This is a genomic window from Paucibacter sp. M5-1 (assembly GCF_027498415.2).
GTDB lineage: Bacteria > Pseudomonadota > Gammaproteobacteria > Burkholderiales > Burkholderiaceae_C > Roseateles_E.
Genome location: NZ_JAPZLM020000001.1, coordinates 4334506 through 4360039, shown reverse-complemented (window position 1 = coordinate 4360039; position 25534 = coordinate 4334506). Strand labels below are relative to the sequence as shown.

Below are 25534 nucleotides of genomic sequence, written 5' to 3'. Positions count from 1 at the left end.
AACCTACCATCAGTAACATACCATTGGTACATACCAGTAGTATATAAAACTGATGCACGCCTTGATTGTGACCGCCCATCCCAAACCCGGCTCGCTGACCCACGCGGTGGCGGCCCGCATTGCCCAGGGCATCCGCGCCGCAGACCCGGCTGACACGGCCGAGGTGGCCGACCTTGTGATCGAGGGTTTCGATCCGCGCTTCGGCGCGGCGGACTTCGCGGTGCATGACCGCGAAGCCGCGCCGCCCGCCGATGTGGCGGCCGAACAGCGGCGCATCGACAGGGCGGACGCACTGGTGCTGGTCTATCCGGTGTTCTGGTGGTCGATGCCGGCGCTGCTGAAGGGCTGGATCGATCGGGTGTTCGCGAACGGCTGGGCCTACGATGCCGACCCGCAAGGCGGGGTCAGCAAGCTGCTGCAGCGCCTGCCGGTACATCTGGTTGCGCTTGGCGGTGCCGATGCGCGCACCTATGCACGCCATGGCTATGCCGAAGCGATGAAGACACAGATCGAGCACGGCATCTTCGACTACTGCGGTGCCACCGTGACTCGCTCCGAACTGCTGCTGCCGAACGCGGGCGAGGACGCCGGCGTCCGGCTCAGCCTGGCGCACGAGATCGGCCGGCAGCTCTTCGCCGCGCAGACCGCCGCCAGCGCTGGCTAGCCGGCGCCGCCGGCGCTGCTCCTCGGTCACAAGACTTCATCTTGCGTCTTTGTAAGCCCGCCGCAATGTAGTCCAACAAAAGGCAACGCCGTGCGCCGAAGCGGGCTGGCGCCGTTAGATTGGCCGCTCCGAACCGCCCCCAATGAAAACATCAGGAGCAAGCCCGTGTCCCAAGCCATCGTCAAGCCGCAGTTCCGTCGGCAAGTCCTCCCCACGCTGATCACCCTGGTCCTCGGCACGCTGGCCGCCACAGCCACTGCCCAGAGCCAGGAGCCGGCCGGCACCGAGGCCAAGGAGAAGCTGGACACGGTGGAGATCACCGGCGTGCGCGCGACGCTCAAGCGCAATCTGGCCGAGAAGCGCGAGTCGCTCAATATCGTCGACTCGATCAGTGCCGAGGATGTCGGCAAGTTCCCCGACAAGAACGTGGCCGATTCGCTGCAGCGCGTGCCCGGCATCTCGGTGGACCGCATCTGGGGCGAGGGCAAGGCCATCTTCGTGCGCGGCACCGACAAGAATCTCAATATGACCCAGCTCAACGGGCAGGCCGTCGCCTCGTCCGAGTGGTGGCTCAATGAACCACAGACCCGCAGCTTCAACTACGACGTGCTGCCGTCCGAGATCGTCGGCAGCCTCGATGTCTACAAAAGCCCCTCGGCCGACCTCGACGAGGGCAGCATCGGCGGCCTGGTGATCGTCAAGACGCGCCGTCCGCTGGACTTCAAGCAGCGCCTGACGCTGCAGGCCGCCGCCGAGGCCATGCACAGCAAGCTGCCGGGCAAGACCGATCCGCAGCTGTCCGGCCTCTTGAACTGGCAGAACGAGGACCGCAGCTTCGGCGTGCTGCTGGCCATCAGCAGCCAGCGCCGCCATATGCGCCGCGACGGCCTGGAGATGTTCCCCGACGGCAAGTACGAGGTGGTCGACCAGAACGGCGCCATCACCACCGCCTACGCGCCCTGGGGCGGCGGCTCGGCCATCTTCCGCCAGGATCGCCGCCGCACCACCACCAATCTGTCGCTGCAGTTCCGGCCCAACCCGGCCACCGATCTGGTGCTGAATCTGATGGATTCAGACATGAAGATGGACAACAACAACCAGAACTATCTGTGGCAGGCCGGCGGCCTGGCGGTGAACGGCCGCATCGCCGTCACCGACCCGAAGTTCATCAGCGTGTCGGACGGCTCCAAGGCCCTGGTGGGCGGCACGGTGGGGCCGAAGACCGGCGTTTCGTTCGAGCCTATCTATCGCAAGTCCTATATCAAGTCGCGCGTGGCCGATCTCGACGGCAACTACCAGGGCGGCAACTGGAAGCTGCACGGCCAGCTCGGCACGACCTCCAGCGAAGGCGGCAGCTCGCATGACCGCCACTTCTGGATGGAGGGCGACACCCGGGTGCAGCTCGATCTGGGCCCCGACAAATACGGCGTCAAGTACCTGGACATCAATCCGCTGGATCCGAAGGCGCTGACCCTGAAGGCCGGCGACGACCGAATCCGCCGCATGGAGAGCAAGGAGAACTATGCCCAGGGAGATCTGAGCTGGGAGTTCGACAACAGCCTGCTGCACACCATCAAAGTGGGCCTGAAGCTGCGCGACAACACGCTGCGCAACAGCCGCATCCAGGGCACGGCCGGGCCGGGCTCGGCCGGCTGGCAGTCGTTCTCGCTGGCCGAGCTGTCCAGCGGCGCCTCGCCGCACCTGAGCCAGCAGGCCGGCCACCCTGGCGCGCTGACCCAGTACGCCTGGTATGACGACGGCCTGGTGGCGAGCAAGGGCATCCCGATGTTCGACAAGGCCATGGTCTACAAGGACGTACCCAATGAGAACTACAAGATCCATGAGCGCATCAGCGCGGCCTATGTGAAGGCGGATTTCGGCCTGGACAAATGGCGCGGCGACGTGGGCCTGCGCCTGGTCCGCACCGCGCAGAGCTCGGAAGGCTTTCTCGGCGGCGCCGGCGGCAGCTTCACGCCGACCCGGGTCGAGCACAACTACACCGACGCCTTGCCCAATCTGAACCTGGTCTACCAGCTGCGCAAGGATGTGATGCTGCGCGGCGCCGTGGCCCGGACGATGGCGCGCCAGACCTTCGACCTGCTGAGCCCCGGCATGCGCCGCGACGGCACCGTGCTGAGCCGTGCCTATGCCGGCAACCCGCTGCTCAAGCCGGTGCATGCCAAGCAGGCCGAGATTGGCGCCGAGTGGTACTACGCCGACGCCGCGCTGGCCTCGGCCACCTTCTTCGTCAAGCGGCTCGACACCTTCACCTACAAGGCCTCGAAGCAGGAGCAGGTCGGCGGCGAGACCCTGACGGTGGAGCGCCCCTACAACGCCGACAACGGCGCCGACATCAAGGGCATCGAGCTGCAGTGGCAGCAGCCCTTCGGCCAGAGCGGCTTCGGCACGGTCGTCAACTACACCTTCACCGATGCCAAGGCCGGCGCAGTGGCGGGCCAGCCGCGCCTGAACGTGCTGGGCAACTCGCGCGACCAGTTCAATATCAGCGGCTACTACGAGCGCCACGGCATCAGCCTGCGCGTCTCTTACAACTATCGCTCCAAGAGCTATGGCGATGTGCAGATGGGCGGCCAGGTCGTCAACGGCGACTATGGCCAGTGGGACGCCTCGGCCAGCTGGGACATTAGCCCCAAGCTCGCGCTGTACGCCTCGGCCGTCAACATCAACAACGAGGTGATACGCGCCAACACCGCCGACGGCCTGCCGATCGGCGTCTACGAGAACGGGGCCCGCTACAGCATCGGCCTGCGCGCGAAGTTCTGAGAGCCGGGATGACACACACCATGAACCGACCCATTCCTGCAGCGGCCGCCTCGCGCGGCCAGGTGCTGCTGCCCATGCTCTTCATCGGCCTGATGTTCTTCGTCCTCGGTTTCGTCACCTGGCTGAACGGCTCGCTGATCCCGTTTCTGAAGCTGGTCTGCGATCTCAACAACTTCCAGGCCCTGTGGGTCACCTTCGCCTTCTACATCGCCTACACGGTGATGGCCCTGCCCTCGGCCGCCATCCTGGGCCGCATCGGCTACAAGAACGGCATGAGCCTGGGCCTGGCCGTGATGGCGCTGGGCGCGCTGCTATTCATCCCGGCGGCGCAAAGCCGCCATTACGGCGTCTTCCTCGCGGCCCTGTTCACGCTGGCCAGCGGCATGACGCTGATGCAGACCGCGATCAACCCCTACATCGTCTGCATCGGCCCGCGCGAGAGCGCGGCCATGCGCATCAGCATCATGGGCCTGTTCAACAAGGGCGCCGGCATCATCGTGCCGCTGGTGTTCTCGGCCCTGGTGCTGTCCGGCGTCGGCCAGTACTCCGACGCAGCCCTGGCCGCACTGGACGAGGCCGGGCGCGAGGCGCTGCGGGTGGAGCTGTCCGCCCGCCTGCTGCGGCCCTATCTGGTGATGGCCGGCGCGCTGGCGCTGTTCACCGCCATCATCCACTTCTCGGCGCTGCGCGAGCCGGTGCTGGACGAGGGTCGCGACGAGCCGGCCCGGGTGCAGCGCGGCGTGTTCCAGTTCCCCCAGGTGGTGCTGGGCGCGCTGGCACTGTTCGCCTATGTCGGCGTCGAGGTGATCGCCGGCGACACCATAGGCCTGTACGGCCAGCAGCTGGGCGTGCCCAACTTCGCGGTGCTGACTTCCTACACCATGGGCTTCATGGTGCTGGGCTATCTGCTGGGCGTGCTGTGCATCCCGCGCCTGCTGTCGCAGCGCGCCGCGCTGCTGCTGTCGGCGCTGGCCGGCCTGGCGTGCACGGCCGGCGTGACCCTGGCGTCCAAGAGCTCGACGGGGCTGTCGCTGGCGCTGCTGGGCTGGGCGGGCGTGCCGCCGGTGCCGGACACGGTGATGTTCCTGGCCCTGCTGGGCCTGGCCAATGCCCTGGTCTGGCCGGCGATCTGGCCGCTGGCATTGGACGGGCTGGGCCGCTACACCGCCAGCGGCTCGGCCCTGCTGATCATGGGCATTGCCGGCGGCGCGCTGCTGCCGATGGGCTATGGTCGGCTCGCCGACACGGGCCAGGCCCAGGCTGCCTACTGGCTGCTGCTGCCCTGCTACGGCTTCATCCTGTTCTATGCGCTGATCGGCCACCGGCTGCGGCGCTGGGGTCGGGGCTGAGGTCGGGGCATCAAGGCCCGGGCGCCGGCAGGGCCAGGCAGACCTCGAAGCCGCCCTGCGGATGGTTGCGAAAGCGCAGCGAGCCGCCATGGTCGGCGACGATATCGCGCACGATGGACAGGCCCAGGCCCAGCCCCTCCTCGCGCAGCCGCGCCCCATGGGCCAGCCGGGTATAGGGCTGGCCCAGCTCGGCCAGCGCGGCCTCGGGCACGCCAGGCCCATGGTCGCGCACCGTCAGCAAGACCTGACCCTCATCGGGGCTGCCCGCCTCGCCCTCGCTCATCAGCAGCTCCGCGTGATGCCCGCTGGGTTCCGGCGTGCCGGCGCTGGCGCCGTAGAAGATCGCGTTGTCGAGCAGATTGCCGATCGCCCGCTTGAGCGCCAGCGGCTTGCCGAACACGGTCAGCGGGCGGTCCTGCAGCTCGATGCGCTGGCCGGCCATGCGGGCATCGCGCACCATCTTCTGCAGCACCAGGTCGATACGCACCGGCACGCGGTTCTCGTGGATGTCGGTGTCCTTGACGATCTGCAGCGCGGTCTTGACCATCATGTCGAGCTCGTCCAGGTCTTCGTGGAAGGCGTCCTGCAGCGCCGGGTCGTCGAGCAACTCGCTGCGCAGGCGCAGGCGGGTGATCGGGGTGCGCAGATCATGCGAGATCGACGCGAACAGGCGCTCGCGGTCGCTGAGGTAGCGGCGGATGCGCTCCTGCATCTCGTTGAAGGCCTGGATCGCGCGCCGCACCTCCGAGGTGCCGCTGACGCGCAGCGGCGCGGGCGCGGCCTTGCGGCCGACGCGCGCCGCCGCCCGGCTCAGGCCGGCCAGCGGCCGGGTCAGCGCCCGCGCGGCGATCAGCGTCAGCAGCAGGGCCAGGCCCAGGGTCAGCAGCTGCGGGGTCAGGCGTTGCCAGCTGAAGAACTCCAGCTGTTCGAGGAAATAAGGGTCGGGCAGCGCGCTGCTCAGATACAGCCACTGCCCCGGCTCGGTCTCGACCTGTATCACCAGAAAGGGCGCCGGCCGCTCCGGCGCCAGCAGCGAGGGATCGACCCAGCTGTCGGGCAGATCGGCCAGCAGCGCGCCGCCGGGCCCGACCTGCAGGCCCAGCGGCGAGGCCAGGGTCACGCGCAGCGCCGTGCCGGCGGCCAGCCGGGACTCCAGCTCCTCGCGCACCCGCGCCTCCAGCAGCCGCGCCAGCGCCTGCTCGGGCAGCGGCCGGATCGCCACCTCGGCCTGGTTGAAGAACACCAGAAAGCGCGTGCCGCCCATGGTGCGCAGCTGCTCGATCAGCAGCGGCCGGTAGGCCGCCGGCAGCTCGCGCAAGGCGCGCAGCGCCCCCAAGGCGCCGCTGGCCACATGGTGGGCGGCCTGCTCGGTCTGGCGCTTGGTGCGCTGCTCGATCTGGCTGTACCAGAGCAGATTGATCAGCAGCTGCACCAGGGCCAGCCCCCCCAGCATCGCCAGCACGAAGCGGCCCTGCAGGCTGTCGAACAAGAAGCCGCTGAAGCGCTGCGGCCAGCCGGTGCCGCGCCACCGGCCGGCTCCAGGCCCCCGCTCAGGGCGCATGGCCCACCGTCACCGTGGTCGCGAACACATAGCCCGAGCCGCGCACCGTCTTGATCAGGGCCGGCTGCTTGCCATCGTCCTGCAGGCGCTGGCGCAGCCGGCTCATCTGCACATCGAGCGAACGGTCCAGCGGGCCGAGGTCGCGGCCGCGCGTGACCTCGGCCAGGCGGCTGCGCTCCAGCACCTCGCCGGGGTGCTCGACCAGCAGCTTGAGCAGCTGGAAGTCCATGCCCGACAACGCGCTGGCGCTGCCGTCCGGGTCGATCAGGCTGCGCTCCAGCAGGTCCAGCGAGAAACCGTTGAAGCGGTAGTAGCGCGGCGCCTGGCTGCGCTCCTGGCCGGTACGCCGGGTGATGGCCTTGATGCGGGCCAGCAGCTCGCGCGGGTTGAAGGGCTTGCCGATGTAGTCGTCGGCGCCCAGCTCCAGGCCGATGATGCGGTCGGTCTCCTCGGCGCTGGCGGTCAGCATGATGACCGGCACCTCGGAGCGCCGCCGCACCGCCTGGCACAGCGCAAAGCCCTCGGTATCGGGCAGCATCACGTCGAGGATGCACAGACTGATCTCGTCGCGATGGCGCTCGAACTCGGCCATGAAGCTGGCGCCATCATGGGCCAAGAGCACCGCGTACTGGTTCTTCTCCAGATAGGTCTTCAGCAGGGTGCGGATCTTCTGGTCGTCGTCGACGATCAGGATGGTGCGGGTCATGGCGCGGCTTTCCTGGGGTTCGGGGCCGCCGTGGCAGCGGCGGGGCTCAGCGCCCGCAGCAGGCCCTGCAGCTTGCGCTGCGCGGCGGCCGGTGTCTGGCTGGGATCGAGAGCGAAGCGATGCACCGTCTCGATGATGGCATTCTTGCCCACCTCGCCGAAGGCCATCCGGTGCACCAGGCTGGGCACGCGCGGCGTCGCGGGGTTGGCGAACAGGTGGAAGGACTGTTGGGCGCAGGGGTCGAGCTCGTCGACCGGCACATCGCGGCGCACCGGCACCGAGCCCTTGATGCGGTTGTAGCCCAGCTGCAGCGCGGCGCTGCCCAGCAGCTCGGCCATCTTTTCCTGCTCGGCCTGCGCCGGGCTGCCGCCGGCCAGCATCGCCAGCGTGTCGATGCTGAAGAGATGGACCTGGGCCGTGCCGGGCACGGCCTTGCACTCGAAATCCCGGCCACCCTCCAGGCCCAGCATGCCCAGCTCGCCACGCGCCCAGTCGCCCATGATCAGCATGGCCGAGCGCTCGGCCGCGAAGTCGGCCACCAGCTCGGTCCAGGGACGCTCGCCGGGCGCGGCGACTGCGGCGCCGCTGGCCGGCGCGGTGACGGCCGGCGCCGGGCCGGCCAGACTGCGCCAGACGCGCAGGCGCTTGAACGCCCGCTCCAGCGCCGGGTCGCCAAAAGCCGCCGGATCGCGCTGCACCAGCATGCGCCGGTACAGCGCCGGCCCGGCCTCGCTGAGCAGCAAGGCCTCAAACACGGTGGCCACCTGCCAGGGCTCGTCGCTGAAGGCCACCGGGCTCACGCCGGCGGCACGCAGCCGGGCAGCGGCGCGCTCCAGCCCGTCCCAGTCACTCGGCAGCTCGATCCTGTGCTGGCGGAACAGCGATTTGTTCAGATAGAGGTTGTTGATGCGGTGGATGCCCAGCGGCGCGGCCACCACATGCTCACGCACCGTCAGCTGCGCCATCACCTGCGGGAACAGCACGCGGCTCCACTGGCGCCGCTGGGCCACGCCGTCGAGCTCCAGCAGCAGGCCCATATCGGCCCACTCGCTCATCGACTGGCCATTCAGCTGCGCCACCTTGGGCGCCATGCGGCGCAGCGTGCGCTCGTTGAGCACCTTGATGGCCGCGCCGCCACCGCCGCCGGCCACCGCGCCGTCGACCCAGCGCAGGCCGATCTCGGCCATGCGCGCCGCCACATGGTCGGCCGCCGCACGCTCGCTGGCCGAGGTCCACCAGTGCAAGACATTCAGCTCGGCGGCCGGCTTGTCCGCCAGCGCGCCGGCCGGCGCGGCCCAGGCCGGCGCCAGCCCGCCGAGCGCCAGGCACGCACAGACCAGCGCACGGCCGCCCCAGCCGGTCGGCGGGTGGCGGCCTTGTGTCCCTGCTGCTGGGTCTGTCTGTTGTGGAAATCGCTGAGTCACCGAAAGCGTCCCTCGCTGCGCTTGGCGGCATTCTGGGAGCGCCCGCTCAGCGCTGGCGATTGGGAATAACGCCCTGGCGCCTCCCTCACGCCCGCCATCTCCCATGAAACGGGGCCAGCGCCCGAATCTTAAAAAACGTAACACGATGCCTGCGTGCGACACACCCTGCTCAACCCATCTGCATCCTCAGCCGCCGCGCCGCCTCCTCGTCGCGCGCGTCGTCGATCTCGCGCAGCACCGCGCCGAGGTCCACCGCCGCCAGCTTGCGCTCGAAGCGGCCGCTCAGCGGGGTCTCGGGCGTCAGCGCGCCACGCTGGAACAAGGCCCAGATCTCGGGGCCGTAGTCGGTGCTCAAGAGCGCCGGCGCGAAGCGGCCGAAGAAGTCGCGCAGATTGCCGACATCGCGCAGCAGCATGCGCATCGCATGGTTGTTGCCGGCCGCGTCCACCGCCTGCGGCAGGTCGATGATGACCGGGCCGTCGGCCGCCAAGAGGATGTTGAACTCGGACAGATCGCCGTGCACGACGCCGGCGCAGAGCATGCGCACGACCTCGCTGATCAGGCTGGTGTGATGGGTCTGTGCCTCCTCGGCCGTGAACAGCACATCGTTCAGGCGCGGCGCGGCGTCACCGTCGGCATCGGTGACCAGTTCCATCAACAGCACGCCCTCATGGAAGTTGTAGGGCCGGGGCACGCGCACGCCGGCACCGGCCAAGCGGTAGAGCGCGTCGACCTCGGCGCTCTGCCAGGCCGCTTCGGTGGCCTGGCGGCCGTAGCGGGTGCCCTTGGCCATCGCTCGGGCCTGGCGGCTGTTCTTGACCTTGCGGTTCTCGGTGTAGTCGACGGCCTGGCGGAAGCTGCGCTCGGTGGCCTCCTTGTAGACCTTGGCACAGCGGATCTCGTCGCCGCAGCGCACGACATAGACGGTCGCTTCCTTGCCGCTCATCAGCTGGCGCTGCACCGCGTCGATCAGCCCCTCATCGATCAGGGCCTGCAGTCTCTTGGGTGCTTTCATCGGCGCATTGTCGCCGCAAGGCCCTCACTCGAAGGGATAGCGCACGCCCAGCTGGCGCCGGATCTCGTCCATCCAGGCGAGAGTCGCCAGGCTTTCGGCATGCGGCATCCGCGGGCTCTCTATCAGTCCGGCGCGTATGCCGCGCATCGCTTCCTCGATCTCGCCCTCGAAGCCGTTGATGCGAAACGGCGCGGCCACGGTCTGCGGCGGCTCGCCGTGCAGCTGCAGCCGCGCCTCGGTGGCCTGCCAGAAGTTGTGCGGCAAGGTGATGCTGCCGCGCGTGCCGAGGATGTGCAGCGCGTTGTCGGAGCTGCCGTCGATGCCGCAGATGAACTGCGAGACCAGGCCGCCTGGGAAGCTCAGCGTCGCGTTGACGCGCTGATCGACGCCGGTCGGCGCCAGCACGCCCTCGGCACGCAGCGCCAGCGGCTCGGGGCAGACGCCCAGCGCCTGCCGCAGCACCCAGCGCGTCACCGTCAGGTTGTAGATGCCGATGTCCAGCAGCGCCCCGCCGGCCAGGGCCGGGTCGAACAGGCGGCTGCCGCTCTGGTAGGGGGCAGGAAAGCAGAAGCTGGACTGGATGCCGCGCAGCTCGCCGATCAGCTGGGCGCGCAGCCAGCCCTGCAAGACCTCGGTATAGACCGGCAGGAAGCGGGTCCACACCGCTTCCATCAGGAACAGGCCGCGCTCACGCGCCAGCGCCACCAGCGGCTCGGCCTGGGCAAGACCCGGCACCAGCGGCTTCTCGCACAGCACCGGTTTGCCGGCCTCCAGGCAGGCGCGCACGATCTCGCCATGCTCGGAGTGCGGTGTGGCCACATAGACGCCGTCCACCGCCGGGTCGGCCAGCAGCGCGGCCAGATCGGTGGTCGAGCGGGCGGCGGAAAACTCCCGGGCAAAGGCCTGGGCGCGGGCCGCGTCTCGGCCCAGCACGCTGTGCAAGCGGGTGCCATCCAGCTGCTGCACGGCGGAGGCAAAACGACGGGCAATCTTGCCTGGGCCGACCAGGGCCCATGCGAATTCGGTCATGTGTCAATCAGAGAGAGGACGGATTTGCAACTCAGCATAGCCGGTGGCGGCGTCGGGCTCGCGGCGCAGCTGCCAGTCCGGCAGCAGGGCCAGCAGCACTTCGGCCGTCGTATGGACGATGCAGCCGGGCGCCACATGGCCGCCCAGCACACGGCCCTGGCGGTCCGACACACTGATGTGCAGATGCGAGCCATTGGCCGCCAGGCTGCCGGCCAGGGTCAGGATCTCGACGTCATCCGTCAAATCGATGATCTGCTCGGCACCGGCCAGGCGCAGTCGCGCCGGCTTCAGGCTGCCGATGCCGCTCAGCACAAAGGCGGCACTGCCGCCCTGGGCGGCCAGCACCGCCTCCAGCGCGGCACGCAGGTCGTCACCGGGCAGCAAACGCACAGGCAGGGTGTTCATCGGTGCAGCGTAACCCATGCAACTGCGCTTGCCTCGCCGCCGCGTCGGGCGCATAAAGCAGCTTGACGTCGATCAAGGGAGCTCCCGATGAGCCAGAGCCTGTTGCAATGGACCGCCAGCCAGGGATTCCTGCCCCATGGTGTGTGTTTCCAGTGGAGCCCGGACCTGCTAGGGCTGATGGTGGGCGCGGATGCGCTGACGGCGCTGGCCTATTTCTCTATCCCGCTGGCGCTGATGGTCTTCGTCAAGCGGCGCAGCGATCTGAAGTTCAACTGGATCTTCGTGCTGTTCTCGGCCTTCATCTTTCTGTGCGGCAGCACCCATGTGGTGGACATCCTGACGATCTGGACACCGGCCTACTGGCTGCAGGGCTATGTCAAGGCGGCCACGGCGGCGGTCTCGCTGGTCACCGCGATCGGCCTGTGGTGGCTGATGCCGCAGGCGCTGCGCCTGCCCAGCACCGAGACGCTGGAGAAGATGGTCGATCGGCTGGCGCGCGAGGTGGCCGAGCGGCGCGCCGCCGAGGCCAGGCTGGAGCAGCTCAGCCACGAGCTGGAGGCGCGCGTGCTGGAGCGCACCCATCAGCTGGAGCTGGAGACCGCCGAGCGCCTGCGCCTGCAGGACGCCGACCGCGCCCGCGAGGCCGCCGAGCAGGCCAATCGCGCCAAGAGCGAGTTCCTGTCGCGCATGAGCCATGAGCTGCGCACACCGCTGAATGCGGTGCTGGGTTTTGCCCAGCTGATGGGTAACCAGGCCGAGGCCCTGTCGGCCAAGCAGCAGGAGTGGCTGCAGCATATCGAGACCGCCGGCTGGCATCTGCTGCGCCTGGTCGATGATGTGCTGGACATCGCCCGTATCGAGAGCGGTGTGATGCGCATCGAGCGCGAGCCGGTGAATCTGCAGACCGTGCTGCAGGACTGCCGCGACATGGTTTCGCAGTCGGCCGAGGCGCGCCAGGTCAGCCTGGACCTGGCGACCGAGAACGGCCACCATGTCGTCGTCTCGGATGGCAAGCGCCTGCGCCAGGTCTTGTCGAATCTGCTCAGCAATGCGATCAAGTACAACCGCCCCGGCGGCCATGTGCGGGCCCGGCTGTCGTTGCGCCAGGATCAGCTGCATATCGAGGTCGAGGACACCGGCGTCGGGCTGACGGCCGCGCAGCAGGCCCAGCTGTTCCAGCCCTTCAACCGCCTGGGCCGTGAGCGCGATAGCCATGTACAGGGCACCGGCCTGGGTCTGGTGATCGTCAAGCAGATGATTGATGCGTTGCGCGGCCATATCCAGGTGCGCAGCCGGCCCGATGTCGGCACCACCTTTGTCGTCGAGTGGCCGGTGGCACGGGCCTGAGTGCTCGGGCGCGCGACAATGCCGCCGGCCCGAGGACAAACGCAGCTGAGCAATGAAACTGGCGATAGATGTTCACCACCACAGTGCAGGCGGCGCCATCGCTGCCGCCGTGGCCTTCGAGGCCTGGGATGCGTTCGAGCCGCTGCGCAGCTTCAGCACCCGCATCGCCCATGTCGAGCCCGCGCCGCGCGGCGGGCAGCTTGACCTGCGCGATCTGCCCTGCATGCTGCAGCTGCTGCGCGAGCATGCGCTGGCGCCCGAGCTGATCGTGATCAACGGCGCCGTCCATCTCGACGCGCAGGAAACCGCGGGCCTGGGCCAGCATCTGTTCCACGCACTGGGCGGCCAGGTCGCCATCGTCGGCATCTGCAAGACCGCCCTGCCCGGCCTGCCCGCGCAGTTCGAGCTGATCCGGGAGGAAGAAACCCGCCCGCTGCTCATCAGCTGCGCCGGCATCGACCTCGGCGCTGCCAAGGCGCGGGTACGCGGCATGCACGGCAAGCGCCGCGTGCCGACCTTGATGAAGCTGGTGGCGAGGCTGGCGAAGGGGACGGCGGCGGCGTGATCGTTGGTCGCGTACAACCCGACGAGCCCCCTCAGTCAACGAACTCTTTCTGGCGCTGCACGCCGAGGATCGCACCGAGCGACTACCAGGCGCGAATCAGCGCAAACACGGGCAAGGCCAGCACACAGAGAAGAAGGTGAAAGGTCTCCCACCAAGACGCCTGAGAATGCGGCGAGGAGCTTCGCACGTAGCACAGGAAGACGACAAAGGGCCAGGCCAGCAGCAGGGTCAAGGCGTCGGATGCATCTTTCCAGAACAACGGCACCTGGCCCGTTATCCACACATAGGCGCCCCAGGACCAGTACGTCAGTGCCGATGCCAGCACGACCCAGCCCTGGGGCGTGAAGAGCAGCGGCCCTTGCAGCAGCCAGCGGATCGGTGAGCTCGCGTAGTTCACTTCAGTACGGTGTCTGGAGAGGATTCTCGTTGCCGCTTGCGCGCGACCCACCCGAGCCAGCCCAGAGCCAACGGTATGCCCAGCTGAATCGCCAGGCCGCGCCAACCGTCGGCGCTGGCATCGACCCGGGGAGCTGACAACATCGCTCGTGCGGGAGAACCGGAAATGTATCGGACATCAATGGCTTGCCCTACCGGTAGTGCTTCGAGACTTGCCCCGCAGACAGTCGATGCGAGTTCGTAGCGCTTCTTGGCCACTTCGTAAGCGACCGTCACGCGCGATCTGCACCCGCGCCCGCCGCCAGGCAGTTGCTCATGCCCGACGACAAGCCCCGACACGACCGCGCCGTACTGCTTGACCCGTCGCTCATGAACCAATTGCTCGTATGTGCTGGGCACGCTATGTAGCAGCGGCACTATCGACAACGGGACAAAACCCCAGAACATCCAGGGGCTGACCTTTTTCACGGCACTGTTCGACACCTTCTATGCCCCGCTGTCTAAATCAGAAGCGGACGCAGAGTCGACACCCTCGGGGCCTGTTGTATGGCAGTTGCTTGCATCAGCTAGAACCAGACGAGCAAAACGACAATGAACAAGAGCAGGAGCATCGCCACCAGGCCGCCAACGAGCACCAGGGCGACATTGCGCGCCAGCGTCAGGCCACCGTCCCGCCGAGCTTGTTGTCCTTGCAGGTTGTCCATCAGTGCAATGCTCTGCCGTCTTTCGCCGCACGATGCTCCCAGGCCAGCCCTGCGGCCAGAGCGAGAGCCATGACAAGCACCGCAGGCCACAAAGGCAATACCGTCGGCAGTGCGAGCCAGTAGACAGCGCAGACCAAGCAGAAGGCGATCACCACCATCGCGAAAAGGCGACCGTGGTCAACCGTTCCGACCAAAGCGGCGACAGCAATGGCGATGTATCTCAGCATGCGATCCAACCCTGATTCGTCCGCCAGTCTAGCCGCACGATCTCTACCACTCGCCCCCACCAAAGAGGGGAGCATCGCGTCCGATCAGCGCGTCGTCGACGCCGTACCCGGCGAGCGGGTGCGTGGCCGGCCAAGCGATGAAGGGCGCTGGTGCGGCCGTGCGTATGGGAGTTCGAGCGCTGCGGGCGATGGCTGGGGCTCACCACTTGAAGCGGGGTCGGGTCGTTTCCAAACAAAGCACCCGATTCAGCACTTCGAATCGCCCACGGCCGAACGGGTCAGAGCAGCAAGAGGGGCAAGACGCGATCACCATCTCACGCCCCCGCCACCGCCCTCCCCGCCCCCACCCACCCATCCAGCCCTCCCACCAGCGCCCGCGCCCGCGTGACGCCTGCCTCGGCCAGTACCGTCACCGCCAGCGCCGCCGTGACCTCGTTGGGGCAGTTGCAGTAGAGGATGAGTTCGCGGTCGCGGGGCAGGCTGGCGGCGTGGCTTTTGATCTGGTCGATCTCCAGCAGCAGGGCGCCGGGGATGTGGCGCGGGTCCACCGCGCGACCGCCGGCGGCGCGCACGTCGATGAATACCGGCGCCTCGCCCCGGTCCTGCAGCGCGGCGGCCTCGGCAATGCTGATGCGACGGCCGCCACGGGTGCGGCGCGCGAAGCGGCGGCGCTGCCACCAGCGCCGCAGGATCAGACCGGCGACGATCAGGGCCAGGGCGGCCAGTGCGACATAGCCAGCGCCGGCCAGCATGTCCAGCACCTGCTGGATCTGGTCGGACAGCATCAGGCCCAACAGCACAAAGGCGCCGCTCCACAACAGGCCTGCGACGAAGTCATAGGCGATGAAGCGCCGCCAGCTCATGCCCAGGGCACCGGCCATCGGCGCGGCGACCACCGAGACGCCGGGCAGGAACTTGGCGGCCAGCAGGGCACGGCCGCCCCAGCGCAGGATCAGGCCCTCGCTCTGGCGCACGCAGGCGTCGGGCGACAGAGAGATGCGGCACAGCAGCTTCATCACGCGATGGCCCTGACGCTGGCCGGCCACGAACCAGACCGCATCGCCGGCAATATTGGCCAGCACCGCCACGACAAGCACCGCCCAGCCCGACAGCGTGCCCTCGGCCGCCAAGCCGCCCGCCACCACCAGCAGCGGCGCGGCCGGCAGGGGTGCGCCGGCACGTGCCGCCAGGGTCACGAGAAAGACCAGCAGCACGCCGTGGGCAACAAGCAGTTCTATCAGTGAGCGCATGCAGCGGGCGAGTCCAAAAATGAAACGGATGAAAAAGGGCCGGGTGACTCATTCTCACCCAGCCCTTTTTTCAAGACATGCGACGCGGCGATTTCAGCCCCAGCCGCCCCCCAGCGCCTTAATCAAACCCACCGTGGACTGGTACTGCGCCGCCCTCACCTGCAGCGCCTGGCGGCGATTCGCCAGCTCGCTGCGGCGCGCGTCGAGCAGCTCCAGCTGGCTGACCAGGCCGTTGCGGTAGCGCGAGTCGGAGAGTTGCAGCGCGCGGGTGGCCGAGGCCACGGCCTGGGCCTGCACCTCGGCCTGGGCCTGCAGCAGGGTCAGGGCCGAGAGCTGGTCTTCGACATCGCGGAAGGCCTGCAGCACCTGCTCGCGATAGCCAGCCGCCGCCAGGTCCAGCTGGGCCGCCGCACTCTGCACGCCGGCCTCGCGGCGGCCGCCGTCCAGGATGGGCAGGTTCAGCAGCGCGTTCAGGCCCCACAGGCCGGCCGAGCTCTTGAACAGATCGGACAGCTCGGGCGAGGCACCGCCGGCCGAGGCCGTCAGCGCCAGGCTGGGAAACCAGGCAGTCTGCGCGACACCCAGGCGTGCCTGCGCGGCACGCATCGCGCTCTGCGCGGCTGCCACATCGGGGCGGCGCTCCAGCACCGTGCTGGGCAGGCCGGCCGGCACGTTCGGCAAGGTCTCGACCCAGACGCCCTCGGCCACGCTCAAGCTGCTGGGCAGCTCGCCGGCCAGCACGGCCAGCGCATGCTCCAGCTCGGCCCGGCGACGGTCCAGCGCCAGCGCCTGGGACTGCGTGGCCGCGACCTCGGTGCGCACCCGCACCACATCGAGCTCGGCAATATCGCCGGCAGCATGGCGGCGCTCGGTCAGCCGCAAGGTGTCCTGGTAGGCGGCCACCGTCTCGCGCATCAGCGCGCGCTCGGCGTCCAGCGCGCGCAGCGCGAAGTAGGCCTGCGCCACATCGGCCTGCACCAGCAGGCGAGCGCTTTGCAGCAGCTGCTCGCTGGCCTGGGCGTCGAGCGCGGCCGCGCTGCTGGCCTTGCTGAGCCGGCCCATCACGTCGATCTCATAGGAGAGATTGACGCCGGCCGTGTAGACCGTGCCGGCGCTGCCGGCCGCGCGCGCCGCATCACCGCCCTGGCGGCTGGCGCCGGCGCTGGCGCCGAGCTGCAACGCCCGGTTCGCCTCGGTGCTGCGCAGCAGCGCCCGGGCCTGGGCCAGGCGCGCGGCCGCCTGCTGCAGGCTGGTGTTGTGGGCCAGCGCGCGCTCGGTCAGTGCATCGAGCTGCGGGTCGGCAAAGGTCTTCCACCAGTCAGCCTGAGCCAGCGTGGCGCTGGCCGGCAGGGCCTTGTGCTTGAACGAGGCCGGCGTGGTCGGCAGCGCATGGGGCTCAGCCACCGGCACGCTGGCGCAACCGGCCAGCACCAGCACGGCCAGCAGCGGTGTCATCAGTAGTTTCTTGCTGATCATGATCTTGTTCTCCTTCACTCGTGCTCGTGGCGCGGGGCCGCGGGCAGAGGCTTGGTCGAGGTGCCGGCGGCATGCGCCTGATGCGTGAGCTTGTCGTGCATCTCTTCGGAACCGGCAAAGGCTTCCAGATGCGCGTCGGCATCGCCATGCAGCTTCAGCGGTCGGTTGCCGGTCAGGCGGCGCAGCAGCACATAGAACACCGGCGTGAGGAACAGGCCGAAGGCCGTCACGCCAATCATCCCGGCGAACACCGCCACGCCCATCGCAGAGCGCATCTCGGCGCCAGCGCCGGTGGCCAGCACCAGAGGCAGCACGCCCATCACAAAGGCCAGCGAGGTCATCAGGATCGGACGCAGGCGCAGGCGGGCGGCCTCGATCGCGGCCTCCAGGGGGCTGCGGCCGGCGAACTCCAGCTCGCGGGCGAACTCGACGATCAGGATCGCGTTCTTCGCACTCAGCCCCACCAGCACCATCAGCCCGATCTGGGTGAAGACATTGTTGTCCCCGCCCGAGAGCCAGACGCCGGTCATCGCGGACAGCAGGCCCATAGGGACGATCAACAGGATCGCCAGCGGCAGGGTCAGGCTTTCGTACTGCGCGGCCAGCACCAGGAAGACCAGCAGGATGGCCAGCGGGAAGATCCACAGCGCCGAGTTGCCGGCAATGATTTCCTGGTAGGTCAGCTCGGTCCACTCATAAGTGATGCCGGGCGGCAGGGTCTCGGCCGCGATGCGCTTGATCGCGTCCTGGGCCTGGCCCGAGCTGAAGCCCGGGGCCGGGCCGCCGTTGATGTCGGCCGACAGGAAGCCGTTGTAGCGCATCGCCCGCTCGGGGCCGAAGGAGTGCTGCACCGTCATCAGCGCCGACAGCGGCACCATCTCGCCGGTGTTGGAGCGCACCTTCAGCTGGCCCACATCCTCGGGTCGCGCGCGATAGGCGGCATCGGCCTGCACGCGCACCGAGTAGGTCCGGCCGAACTTGTTGAAGTCGTTGACATACAGGCTGCCGAGGTAGATCTGCATGGTGTCGAACACATCGGTCACCGCGACGCCCAGCTGGCGCGCCTTGGTGCGGTCGATATCGGCATAGAGCTGGGGCACATTGACCTGGTAGCTGGAGAACATGCCGGCCAGCTCGGGCGTCTGGTAGGCCTTGGCCATGAAGGCCTTGACCGCCTGATCCAGCGCCTCGTAGCCGAGGCCGCCGCGGTCTTCCAGCTGCAGCTTGAAGCCACCGGTCGTGCCCAGGCCCTGCACCGGCGGGGGCGGGAACATCACGACGAAGGCGTCCTGGATCTGGCCGAACTGCGCATTCATCGCACCGGCAATCGCGCCGGCCGACAACTCCTTGCTGGTGCGCTCCTCGAAAGGCTTCAGCGACACAAAGACGATGCCAGAGTTCGAGCTGTTGGTGAAGCCGTTGATCGACAGGCCGGGGAAGGCGATCGCATGCTCGACACCCGGCGTCTTCAAGGTGATGTCGCTCATGCGGCGGATCACGTCCTCGGTGCGGTCCAAGGTCGCGCCATCGGGCAGCTGGGCAAAGCCGATCAGGTATTGCTTGTCCTGCGCCGGCACAAAGCCGCCGGGCACGGCCTTGAACAGGCCCACGGTCAACAGCACCAGGCCGCCGTACAGCGCCAGCATTACCGCCTTGCGGGCGATGGCGCGCTGCACGCCGCCGCCATAGGCTTCGGAGCCGCGCTTGAAGACGCGATTGAAGGCGCGGAAGAAGCGGCCGAAGACCTTGTCCATGCCGCGGGTCAGCGCGTCCTTGGGCGCGTCATGGCCACGCAGCAGCATCGCCGCCAGCGCCGGCGACAGGGTCAGCGAGTTGATCGCCGAGATCACCGTCGAGATCGCGATGGTCAGCGCGAACTGGCGGTAGAACTGGCCGGTCAGGCCGCTGATGAAGGCCAGCGGCACGAACACCGCGACCAGCACCAGGGCAATCGCGATGATGGGGCCGGAGACCTCGCGCATCGCGCGGTAGGTGGCGTCGCGCGGGCTCAGGCCGGCCTCGATATTGCGCTCGACGTTCTCGACCACAACGATGGCATCGTCGACCACGATGCCGATCGCCAGCACCAGGCCGAACAGGCTCAGCGCGTTGATCGAGAAGCCGAACAGATGCATCACCGCGAAGGTGCCCACCACCGACACCGGCACCGCCAGCAGCGGGATGATGGAGGCGCGCCAGGTCTGCAGGAACAGGATCACGACCAGCACCACCAGGGCCACGGCCTCCAGCAAGGTGTGCACCACCGATTCGATCGAGGCGCGCACGAACTGCGTCGGGTCATAGACGATGCTGTACTCGACACCCTCGGGCATGCTCTTTTGCAGCTCGGCCATCGTCGCGCGCACCTGGTCGGAGATCTGGATCGCGTTGGAACCCGGGGCCGCGAAGATGGGCACCGCCACCGCGTCCTTGTTGTCCAGCAGCGAGCGCAAGGCATAACCCGAGGCACCGAGTTCGATGCGGCCGAGTTCGCGCAGGCGTGTCACCGCACCCGAGGCCTCGGTCTTGACGATGATGTCGCCGAATTCCTCTTCGTTCTGCAGCCGGCCTTGCGCATTGATGGAGAGTTGCATGTCCACGCCCGGCAGACCCGGCGAGGCGCCGATCACGCCGGCGGCGGCCTGGATGTTCTGGCCACGGATCGCGGCGACCACGTCACCGGCCGAGAGGCTGTGCTGGGCCACCTTCTGCGGGTCGAGCCAGACGCGCATCGAGTAGTCACCCGAGCCGAACAGCTGCACATCGCCGACGCCCTGCAGCCGCGCCAGCCGGTCCTTGACGTTCAGCAGCGCGTAATTGCGCAGATAGGTCATGTCGTAGCGGCCGCTCGGCGACAGCAGGTGCACGACCATGGTCAGGTCGGGCGAACTCTTGATCGTCGTGACACCCAGGCGCCGGACCTCCTCGGGCAGGCGCGGCTCGGCCTGCGAGACGCGGTTCTGCACCAGCTGCTGGGCCTTGTCCGGGTCGGTGCCCAGCTTGAAGGTGACGGTCAGGGTCATCAAGCCGTCGGTCGTCGCCTGGCTGCCCATATAGAGCATGTCCTCGACGCCGTTGAGCGCTTCCTCCAGCGGCGTGGCCACGGTTTCGGCGATCACCTTGGGGTTGGCGCCGGGATAGTTGGCGCGCACCACCACGGAGGGCGGCACGACCTCGGGATACTCGGAGATCGGCAGTGCGCGCACGGCGATCAGGCCGGCCAGCACCATCAGCACCGAGATCACGCCGGCGAAGATCGGCCGGTCGATGAAGAATTTGGATAAGTTCATGGTGAGGTTCCTGCCTGATCAGCTCTTGTCCGCGGTCTTGGCTGCGGTTTTTTCTTTCGCTTGCACTTCTGGCTTCGCATCCATCGCGACCGAACTCGGCGCCAGCAACGAGCCGGGACGCACGCGCTGCAGGCCGTTGACGACGATGCGCTCATTGGCCTTCAAGCCGCTGCTGACGATGCGCAGCCCGCCAGCGGGCGCGCCCAGCGTCACCTCGCGGTACTCGGCCTTGTTGTCGGCGCCGACCACCATCACGAAGCGCTTGCTCTGGTCGGTGCCGACCGCGCGCTCATTGATCAAGAGGGCCTGCTGCTTGCCGGACTGGCCCAGGCGCACGCGGGCGAACTGGCCGGGCATCAGGCTGCCGTCCTTGTTGTCGAAGATCGCGCGCACCCGCACCGTGCCGCTCTTGGCATTGACCTGGTTGTCGATCAGCTGCAAGCGGCCTTCCAGCGGCGTGCCGTCCTGGCCCAGCGTGCCCATCTGCACCGGGATGCGCTCGAGCTTGTTGCGCTCGGCGAGCGCCTTGGCGATCACGCGCTCGTCGGCATCGAAGCTGGCATAGATAGGGCTGACCGACATCAAGGTGGTCAGCAGCGGCGCGCCGGGGCCGGCGGCCACCTGGTTGCCGACGGTGATCTCGAGCCGGCCGACCCGGCCCGACACCGGCGCGCGCACCTGGGTGTAAGAGAGATTCAGCCTGGCGGACTGCAGGCCGGCCTGGGCGGCGCGCAGATTGGCCTCGGCCTCGCGCAGCACCGAGCTGCGCTCATCGAACTCGCGCTGCGCGATCGCCTGCTCGGCCAGCAAGCGCTTGGCGCGGGCCAGCTCGGTCTGCGCGTTCAGCGCCCGGGCCTGGGCGGCGGCCACCTGGGCTTCGGCGCGCTCGGCTTCGGCGGCGTAGGGAGCCGGATCGATGGTAATCAGCAGATCGCCCTTGCCGACCAGCGCCCCCTCGCGGAAATGCACGGCCTGCACGGTGCCCGGCACGCGCGGACGCAGCTCGACGCGCTCGATCGCTTCGAGCCGGCCCGAGAACTCGTCCCAGGTGGCCACTTCGCTGGACTGGACGGCAGCTACCGAAACCGGAGTAGCCGGCGGCGCAGCCGGCGGGCTTTCGGCCTCGGCGGCCTGGTTGAGTCCGAAGAAGGCCGCGCTGACGGCGGCGATCGCGGTCAGCGCGGTGAAGGTGGAGCCGGCCAGCCACAGGCGGCGGCCACGAGACGGGGTGTGGTTCTGAGACATGGGATGAACTCCTGGCGGATGTTTTTTGAGAAGCAATGCAGCGGCCTCACCCAGACCTCGGCGGGTCTGCGCGAAAACGACGAAACGGGAGCAAAAAGAGGGGGGCTGGGCGCCTAGGCCGAGACCCGGAGGCTCAGCCGGCTGCGGCCCTGGACCGCATCAACAGCGGCGACAGGCGGAGCGGTGAAAGCGTGTCATGATGTGCGCTAAATCCATATTCATAATGACCATTACGATTTATGGACTGCAATGTAGTCGCCTTGTTTTATGGCGTCAAGAGATTTATTATCGATCACTATGGAAATCAACGACGCCAAGGTTTGCAAGCCACGCGGCCGGCCCCTGTCCTTTGATCGGGACAAGGCGCTGGAGCAAGCCATGCATGTGTTCTGGCAGCGTGGCTATGAAGCGGCCTCGATTGCCGAGCTGACCGCCGCGATGGGCATCACCGCGCCCAGCCTCTACACCGCCTTCGGCGACAAGGAGCGCCTGTTCCTCGAGGCCATCGAGCGCTATGCGCTGGGCCCGGCCGGCGGCTATCCGCGCGCGCTGGAAGAGGAACCGACCGCCCATGGCGCGATCAAGCGCCTGCTGGAGGAAGCCGCCGAGGAGCTGACCCGGCCCTGCCACCCGCGCGGCTGCATGGTCGTGATGGCCGCCACCAACTGCTCCGAGGCCTCGGCCCATATCCAGGCGGCGCTGGCCAAGCGCCGCGCCGCCGCCGACAGCGGCCTGCGCTGCCGCATCGAGCAGGGCATACGCGACGGCGAGCTGCCGGCCGACACCGACGCCGCCGCGCTGGCCAGCTTCTACAGCACGGTCTACCAGGGCATGTCCATCCAGGCCAAGGACGGCGCCAGCCACGAAAGCCTGCTGGCCACCGCCGCCGCCGCGATGCGCGCCTGGCCCAGCGCCCGGCCGGCAACAAAAGAAACAGCCTGAGCCGGGCCCGGAAACGCCGCTGAAGCCAGCGGCTCGCAGACTGCCTTCCAACGCGCCGATGCCGGCGCCGCGAAGGACAGACCATGCAACACCCCGCCCGACACCGCTGGCTTGCCACCCTCCCGGCCCTGGCCGCCCTGGCCGCTGCGGCCTTCTTCTCCGCCTGGGCCGGCGCGCCGGCGCGCGATGAGCCACAGCTGATCACGCAGATCGCCGAGTTCCCGCTGCGCCTGGACCGGCCCGGCCGCTACCGCCTGAGCGCGACCATCGACGTGCCGGCCGGCCGCAGCGGCATCGTGATCAGCGCGCCCGGTGTCGAGCTCGACCTGGGCGGCTTCAGCCTGCGCGGCCCGGTGCTGTGCAGCGTCGAGGTCGATGGCACCGAATGCGACACCGCGCCGCGCGCGGACCTGGCCGGCCTGCAGGTCAGCGCGGCCGATGTGCGCGTGCACAACGGCCATGTGCGCGGCTTTGCCGGCACCGGCCTGCGCCTGGACGCGCGCGCCACCGTCGACGATGTGCTGCTGAGCGACAACGCCGGCCCCGGCCTGCACGCCAACACCTCGGCCTCGCAGCCGGTGCGGCTGCGCCGCGTCCAGGCCCTGCGCAATGGCGGCGACGGTTTCTGGGTGCAGAACGGGCAGCTGGAACAATCCGGTGCGCGCGCCAACAAGGGCCAGGACTACGCACTGGGTGCACTGGCGCGGCAGCTGTGAACCGCCAAGGCGTGCGGCAACAGGCCAAGCAGCAGGCCCTGCCGGCCGATCTGCGTGGCATCGGCGCGGTCACCTGCACCCTGCTGCTGCTGGCCGGTGCCGCGCTGCCCGGTTGGCGCTGGCTGCAAGGCCTCGCGCCGACACCCTGGCAGCTGGCGATCTGCGCGCTGCCGCCGACCCTGGGCCTGGCGGCGATGGCCGCGGCGACACCGCCGCGCCAGACTCTTGTGCATCTGTTCGCCTGCCTGCTGATGCTGCCCTTGCTGCTGCTGATATGGGGCAGCAGCCTGCCGGCGCCGCCCGAGGCTACCCCCGCCGACGAACCGAGCTACTGGCTGTTTGCGCTCGTCTATGCCGGCACGCAACTGCTGTGCCTGCTGGCCTTTGTGCGCTGGGTCGGCCGGCGCGCCTAGCTCCTGAGCAGGGCGGCGTCGGCCGCCTCGCGCAGATGGCGGTAGACGGTGGTGCGCGAGATGCCCAGCTGGCGCGAGGTGCGGCTGACGCTGCGGCCGCAGCGCTCGTACTCGCGCAGCACCAGCTCGGTTCCGTGGCGCTGCAGCGCCGAGCCAGCCAGGCCGGCGACCGCCGGCAACTGGGCAGCCACATCGTCCGGCGTCAGGACCTGCCCCTGGCGATGCAGCAGCATCCGCGTCAGCACCGCGCGCAGCTCGCGGAAATTGCCCGGCCACCCATGGCGCTGCAGGCGCGCGATGGCGGCCTCGCTGATCTGCGCCCGTGCGTCCAGCCCGGCCAGCACGCTGCGCACCGCCAGCGCGAAATCGCTGCGGCAACGCAGCGGCGGCAGCGCGATCTTGATGGTGTTGAGCCGGTACAGCAGGTCGTCGCGGAAGCGCCGCGCGGCCACCTCGGCCTCCAGATCCACATGGCTGGCGGCCAGCAGCTGCACATCGACCTTGCGGGCCGCAATGCCACCGACCGGGCGCAGCAGCTGGTCGTCGAGAAAGCGCAAGAGCACGGCCTGCAGCGGCAGCGGCAGCTCGCCGACCTCGTCGAGCAGCAGGCTGCCGCCGTCGGCGCTGGCGATCAGGCCGGCATTGCCCTCGCGGCGCGCGCCGGTGAAGGCGCCGCCGACATAGCCGAACAGCTCGGCCTCGAACAGCTCGGCCGGCAGCGCGCCGCAATTGACCGCGACAAACTCGCCGCGCCGCCCGCTCAGCTCATGAGCGCGCCGCGCCAGCAGCTCCTTGCCGGTGCCGGTCTCGCCCTGGATCAGGATGGGCGCGCGCATGGCCACGGCGGCACGCAGCACGCGGCAGGCCTCGGCCACCGACGCATCCTCGGCCAGCATCTCCGGCAGCGGGGCCGGCGAAGGCCCGGACAGTGCCGCCGCCGGTGCGACCGACGGCGCAGCGGCCGATGGCCGCTGCGGCAGCGGACGGGCGATCACGCGCGCCACCAGCGAGCTGCCCAGCGCATCGCGCAGCTGCAGCTCGGGCTGGCGGTGCAGGCGCGCCAGCATCAGATCGAAGGGCTCGCCAAACAGCTCCTCGAACGAGGCGCCGCGACGCGCCTCCAGCCCCGACAGCAGGACCGCGCCGCGCTGGTTCAGCGCCAGCAGCCGGCCGCGCTCGTCGAAGGCCAGCAGGCCGGCGCTGAGCGTGGCCAGGAACTCGGCGCGCGGATGCAAGGCCAGTATCAGATGGCTGCGCATCTGCTGCAGCAGCAGGCTGTTCTCGATCTGGGTGGCGGCCATCTTGACCAGCACCTGGGTGTGCTGCTGGCGCGAGGCGTAGTAAGACGAGGCATCGAGCACGCCGACGATCTCGCCCAGCGCATCGCGCACCGGCGCGGCGCTGCAGGAGATGTCGCCGAGCTTCAGGAAATAGTGCTCCGGCCCGGTTACCGCGACCGGCGCCCCGGTGGCCAGGGCCGTGCCCAGGCCGTTGGTGCCGCAGAGCTGCTCGCTCCAGCAGCTGCCGGCCAGGATGCCGGCATCGGCATCGCTCATCGCGAAACGGTTGTCGGCATAGAGGTCGAGGATGACGCCGTCGCGGTCGGCAAAGGCCAGCAGGAAGTTGGAGCCGGCGATCTGCTGCGACAGGGTCTCCAGCTCGGCCTGGGCCAGACGCCGCACCAGCGCGGCATGCTCGCGCCGGCGCGCCAGTTCCATGCCCTCGACCACCTGGCGCTGCGGCGCGCCATCGATCGCCAGGCCGGCGCGCGCACAGCGGGCCCAGCTGTCGAGGATGGCGGCCGGCGGCATGCCTTCCGGCGGCATCCAAGCCATGCCTCGCGAGCGCAAGGCCCGCGCGTGCGCCAACGTACGCTCGCTGTCTGCCATCGTCTGTCTCCTGGCTGACCGATCAATGCCGGTTCTGGCTGGCGACGGTAGCAGGTCCACCGGCGCTGCGGCAATTGCACAGAATCTGTACGGGTGCCAGGGCCACTGTGCCAAGACTGAACAGCTTTCCGGCGCTA

The 25534-nt window shown here is 68.8% G+C and carries 23 protein-coding genes; 8 read left to right on the top strand and 15 right to left on the bottom strand.

The genetic code is table 11. The features are described from left to right. Positions 1-52 precede the first annotated feature (52 nt). The 3 genes from O5M90_RS20675 (at position 53) to gluP (ending at position 4797) form a co-directional block, all read left to right on the top strand. Entirely contained in the window at positions 53-664 is a 612-nt protein-coding gene (locus O5M90_RS20675) for an NAD(P)H-dependent oxidoreductase (protein WP_269838246.1), read from the top strand. Positions 665-829: 165 nt separating this feature from the next. Continuing rightward, the gene (locus O5M90_RS20670) at positions 830-3448 is read left to right on the top strand and encodes a TonB-dependent receptor (protein ID WP_269838247.1); all 2619 of its coding nucleotides are present in this window, start codon (positions 830-832) and stop codon (positions 3446-3448) included. Between the two features lie 20 nt (positions 3449-3468). Further along, positions 3469-4797, top strand: coding sequence for a glucose/galactose MFS transporter (gluP, locus tag O5M90_RS20665; protein WP_269838248.1), 1329 nt, complete (start codon positions 3469-3471; stop codon positions 4795-4797). Between the two features lie 10 nt (positions 4798-4807). On the opposite strand, the gene O5M90_RS20660 is transcribed toward gluP, so the two are convergent. The 6 genes from O5M90_RS20660 to O5M90_RS20635 form a co-directional block, all read right to left on the bottom strand. Next, positions 4808-6358, bottom strand: coding sequence for an ATP-binding protein (locus O5M90_RS20660; RefSeq protein WP_440402308.1), 1551 nt, complete (start codon positions 6356-6358; stop codon positions 4808-4810). Continuing rightward, a complete protein-coding gene (locus O5M90_RS20655) occupies positions 6348-7064 on the bottom strand; it encodes a response regulator (RefSeq protein WP_137944729.1) in 717 nt (238 codons plus the stop codon). The genes O5M90_RS20660 and O5M90_RS20655 overlap by 11 nt, the downstream gene beginning before the upstream one ends. After that, entirely contained in the window at positions 7061-8488 is a 1428-nt protein-coding gene (locus O5M90_RS20650; RefSeq protein ID WP_269838250.1) for an ABC transporter substrate-binding protein, read from the bottom strand. The genes O5M90_RS20655 and O5M90_RS20650 overlap by 4 nt, the downstream gene beginning before the upstream one ends. A gap of 169 nt (positions 8489-8657) precedes the next feature. After that, a complete protein-coding gene (locus O5M90_RS20645; protein WP_262971578.1) occupies positions 8658-9503 on the bottom strand; it encodes a PA4780 family RIO1-like protein kinase in 846 nt (281 codons plus the stop codon). Between the two features lie 24 nt (positions 9504-9527). After that, complete coding sequence (locus tag O5M90_RS20640) at positions 9528-10532, bottom strand: Gfo/Idh/MocA family protein (RefSeq protein WP_269838251.1); 1005 nt, start codon at positions 10530-10532, stop codon at positions 9528-9530. 3 nt (positions 10533-10535) lie between these two features. Next, positions 10536-10937 (bottom strand): PPC domain-containing DNA-binding protein, encoded by a 402-nt coding sequence (locus O5M90_RS20635; protein WP_269838252.1) that lies wholly within the window; start codon positions 10935-10937, stop codon positions 10536-10538. Positions 10938-11024: 87 nt separating this feature from the next. Between O5M90_RS20635 and O5M90_RS20630 the strand changes: the two genes are divergently transcribed. Next, the gene (locus O5M90_RS20630) at positions 11025-12284 is read left to right on the top strand and encodes a sensor histidine kinase (protein ID WP_262971580.1); all 1260 of its coding nucleotides are present in this window, start codon (positions 11025-11027) and stop codon (positions 12282-12284) included. 52 nt (positions 12285-12336) lie between these two features. Beyond that, positions 12337-12849, top strand: coding sequence for an endonuclease V (locus O5M90_RS20625; RefSeq protein ID WP_269838253.1), 513 nt, complete (start codon positions 12337-12339; stop codon positions 12847-12849). 82 nt (positions 12850-12931) lie between these two features. On the opposite strand, the gene O5M90_RS20620 is transcribed toward O5M90_RS20625, so the two are convergent. The 8 genes from O5M90_RS20620 to O5M90_RS20585 form a co-directional block, all read right to left on the bottom strand. After that, entirely contained in the window at positions 12932-13246 is a 315-nt protein-coding gene (locus O5M90_RS20620) for a hypothetical protein (protein WP_269838254.1), read from the bottom strand. Beyond that, positions 13243-13713: a DUF3592 domain-containing protein gene (locus O5M90_RS20615; RefSeq protein ID WP_269838255.1), complete on the bottom strand. Its 471-nt coding sequence runs from the start codon at positions 13711-13713 to the stop codon at positions 13243-13245. Before O5M90_RS20615 ends, O5M90_RS20620 begins: the two co-directional genes overlap by 4 nt. A 98-nt stretch (positions 13714-13811) precedes the next feature. Next, a complete protein-coding gene (locus O5M90_RS20610) occupies positions 13812-13949 on the bottom strand; it encodes a hypothetical protein (protein ID WP_269838256.1) in 138 nt (45 codons plus the stop codon). After that, a complete protein-coding gene (locus O5M90_RS20605; RefSeq protein WP_269838257.1) occupies positions 13949-14176 on the bottom strand; it encodes a hypothetical protein in 228 nt (75 codons plus the stop codon). The genes O5M90_RS20610 and O5M90_RS20605 overlap by 1 nt, the downstream gene beginning before the upstream one ends. A 314-nt stretch (positions 14177-14490) precedes the next feature. After that, positions 14491-15426 (bottom strand): VTT domain-containing protein, encoded by a 936-nt coding sequence (locus O5M90_RS20600; protein WP_262971584.1) that lies wholly within the window; start codon positions 15424-15426, stop codon positions 14491-14493. Positions 15427-15519: 93 nt separating this feature from the next. Beyond that, positions 15520-16902 (bottom strand): efflux transporter outer membrane subunit, encoded by a 1383-nt coding sequence (locus O5M90_RS20595; RefSeq protein WP_269838258.1) that lies wholly within the window; start codon positions 16900-16902, stop codon positions 15520-15522. A gap of 14 nt (positions 16903-16916) precedes the next feature. Beyond that, a complete protein-coding gene (locus tag O5M90_RS20590; protein WP_137945722.1) occupies positions 16917-20192 on the bottom strand; it encodes an efflux RND transporter permease subunit in 3276 nt (1091 codons plus the stop codon). 18 nt (positions 20193-20210) lie between these two features. After that, positions 20211-21437: an efflux RND transporter periplasmic adaptor subunit gene (locus O5M90_RS20585; RefSeq protein ID WP_269838259.1), complete on the bottom strand. Its 1227-nt coding sequence runs from the start codon at positions 21435-21437 to the stop codon at positions 20211-20213. Between the two features lie 297 nt (positions 21438-21734). Here O5M90_RS20585 and O5M90_RS20580 point away from each other — a divergent pair, with 297 nt between their 5' ends. The 3 genes from O5M90_RS20580 (at position 21735) to O5M90_RS20570 (ending at position 23508) form a co-directional block, all read left to right on the top strand. Then, a complete protein-coding gene (locus O5M90_RS20580; protein ID WP_137945724.1) occupies positions 21735-22379 on the top strand; it encodes a TetR/AcrR family transcriptional regulator in 645 nt (214 codons plus the stop codon). An 83-nt stretch (positions 22380-22462) separates the two neighbouring features. Continuing rightward, positions 22463-23095 carry a hypothetical protein gene (locus tag O5M90_RS20575; protein WP_269838260.1) on the top strand — a complete coding sequence of 211 codons (633 nt, stop codon included), beginning with the start codon at positions 22463-22465 and terminating at the stop codon, positions 23093-23095. Further along, positions 23092-23508 carry a hypothetical protein gene (locus O5M90_RS20570; RefSeq protein WP_269838261.1) on the top strand — a complete coding sequence of 139 codons (417 nt, stop codon included), beginning with the start codon at positions 23092-23094 and terminating at the stop codon, positions 23506-23508. Before O5M90_RS20575 ends, O5M90_RS20570 begins: the two co-directional genes overlap by 4 nt. On the opposite strand, the gene O5M90_RS20565 is transcribed toward O5M90_RS20570, so the two are convergent. Beyond that, complete coding sequence (locus O5M90_RS20565) at positions 23505-25397, bottom strand: sigma-54-dependent Fis family transcriptional regulator (RefSeq protein ID WP_269838262.1); 1893 nt, start codon at positions 25395-25397, stop codon at positions 23505-23507. The genes O5M90_RS20570 and O5M90_RS20565 overlap by 4 nt on opposite strands. Positions 25398-25534: the final 137 nt, after the last annotated feature.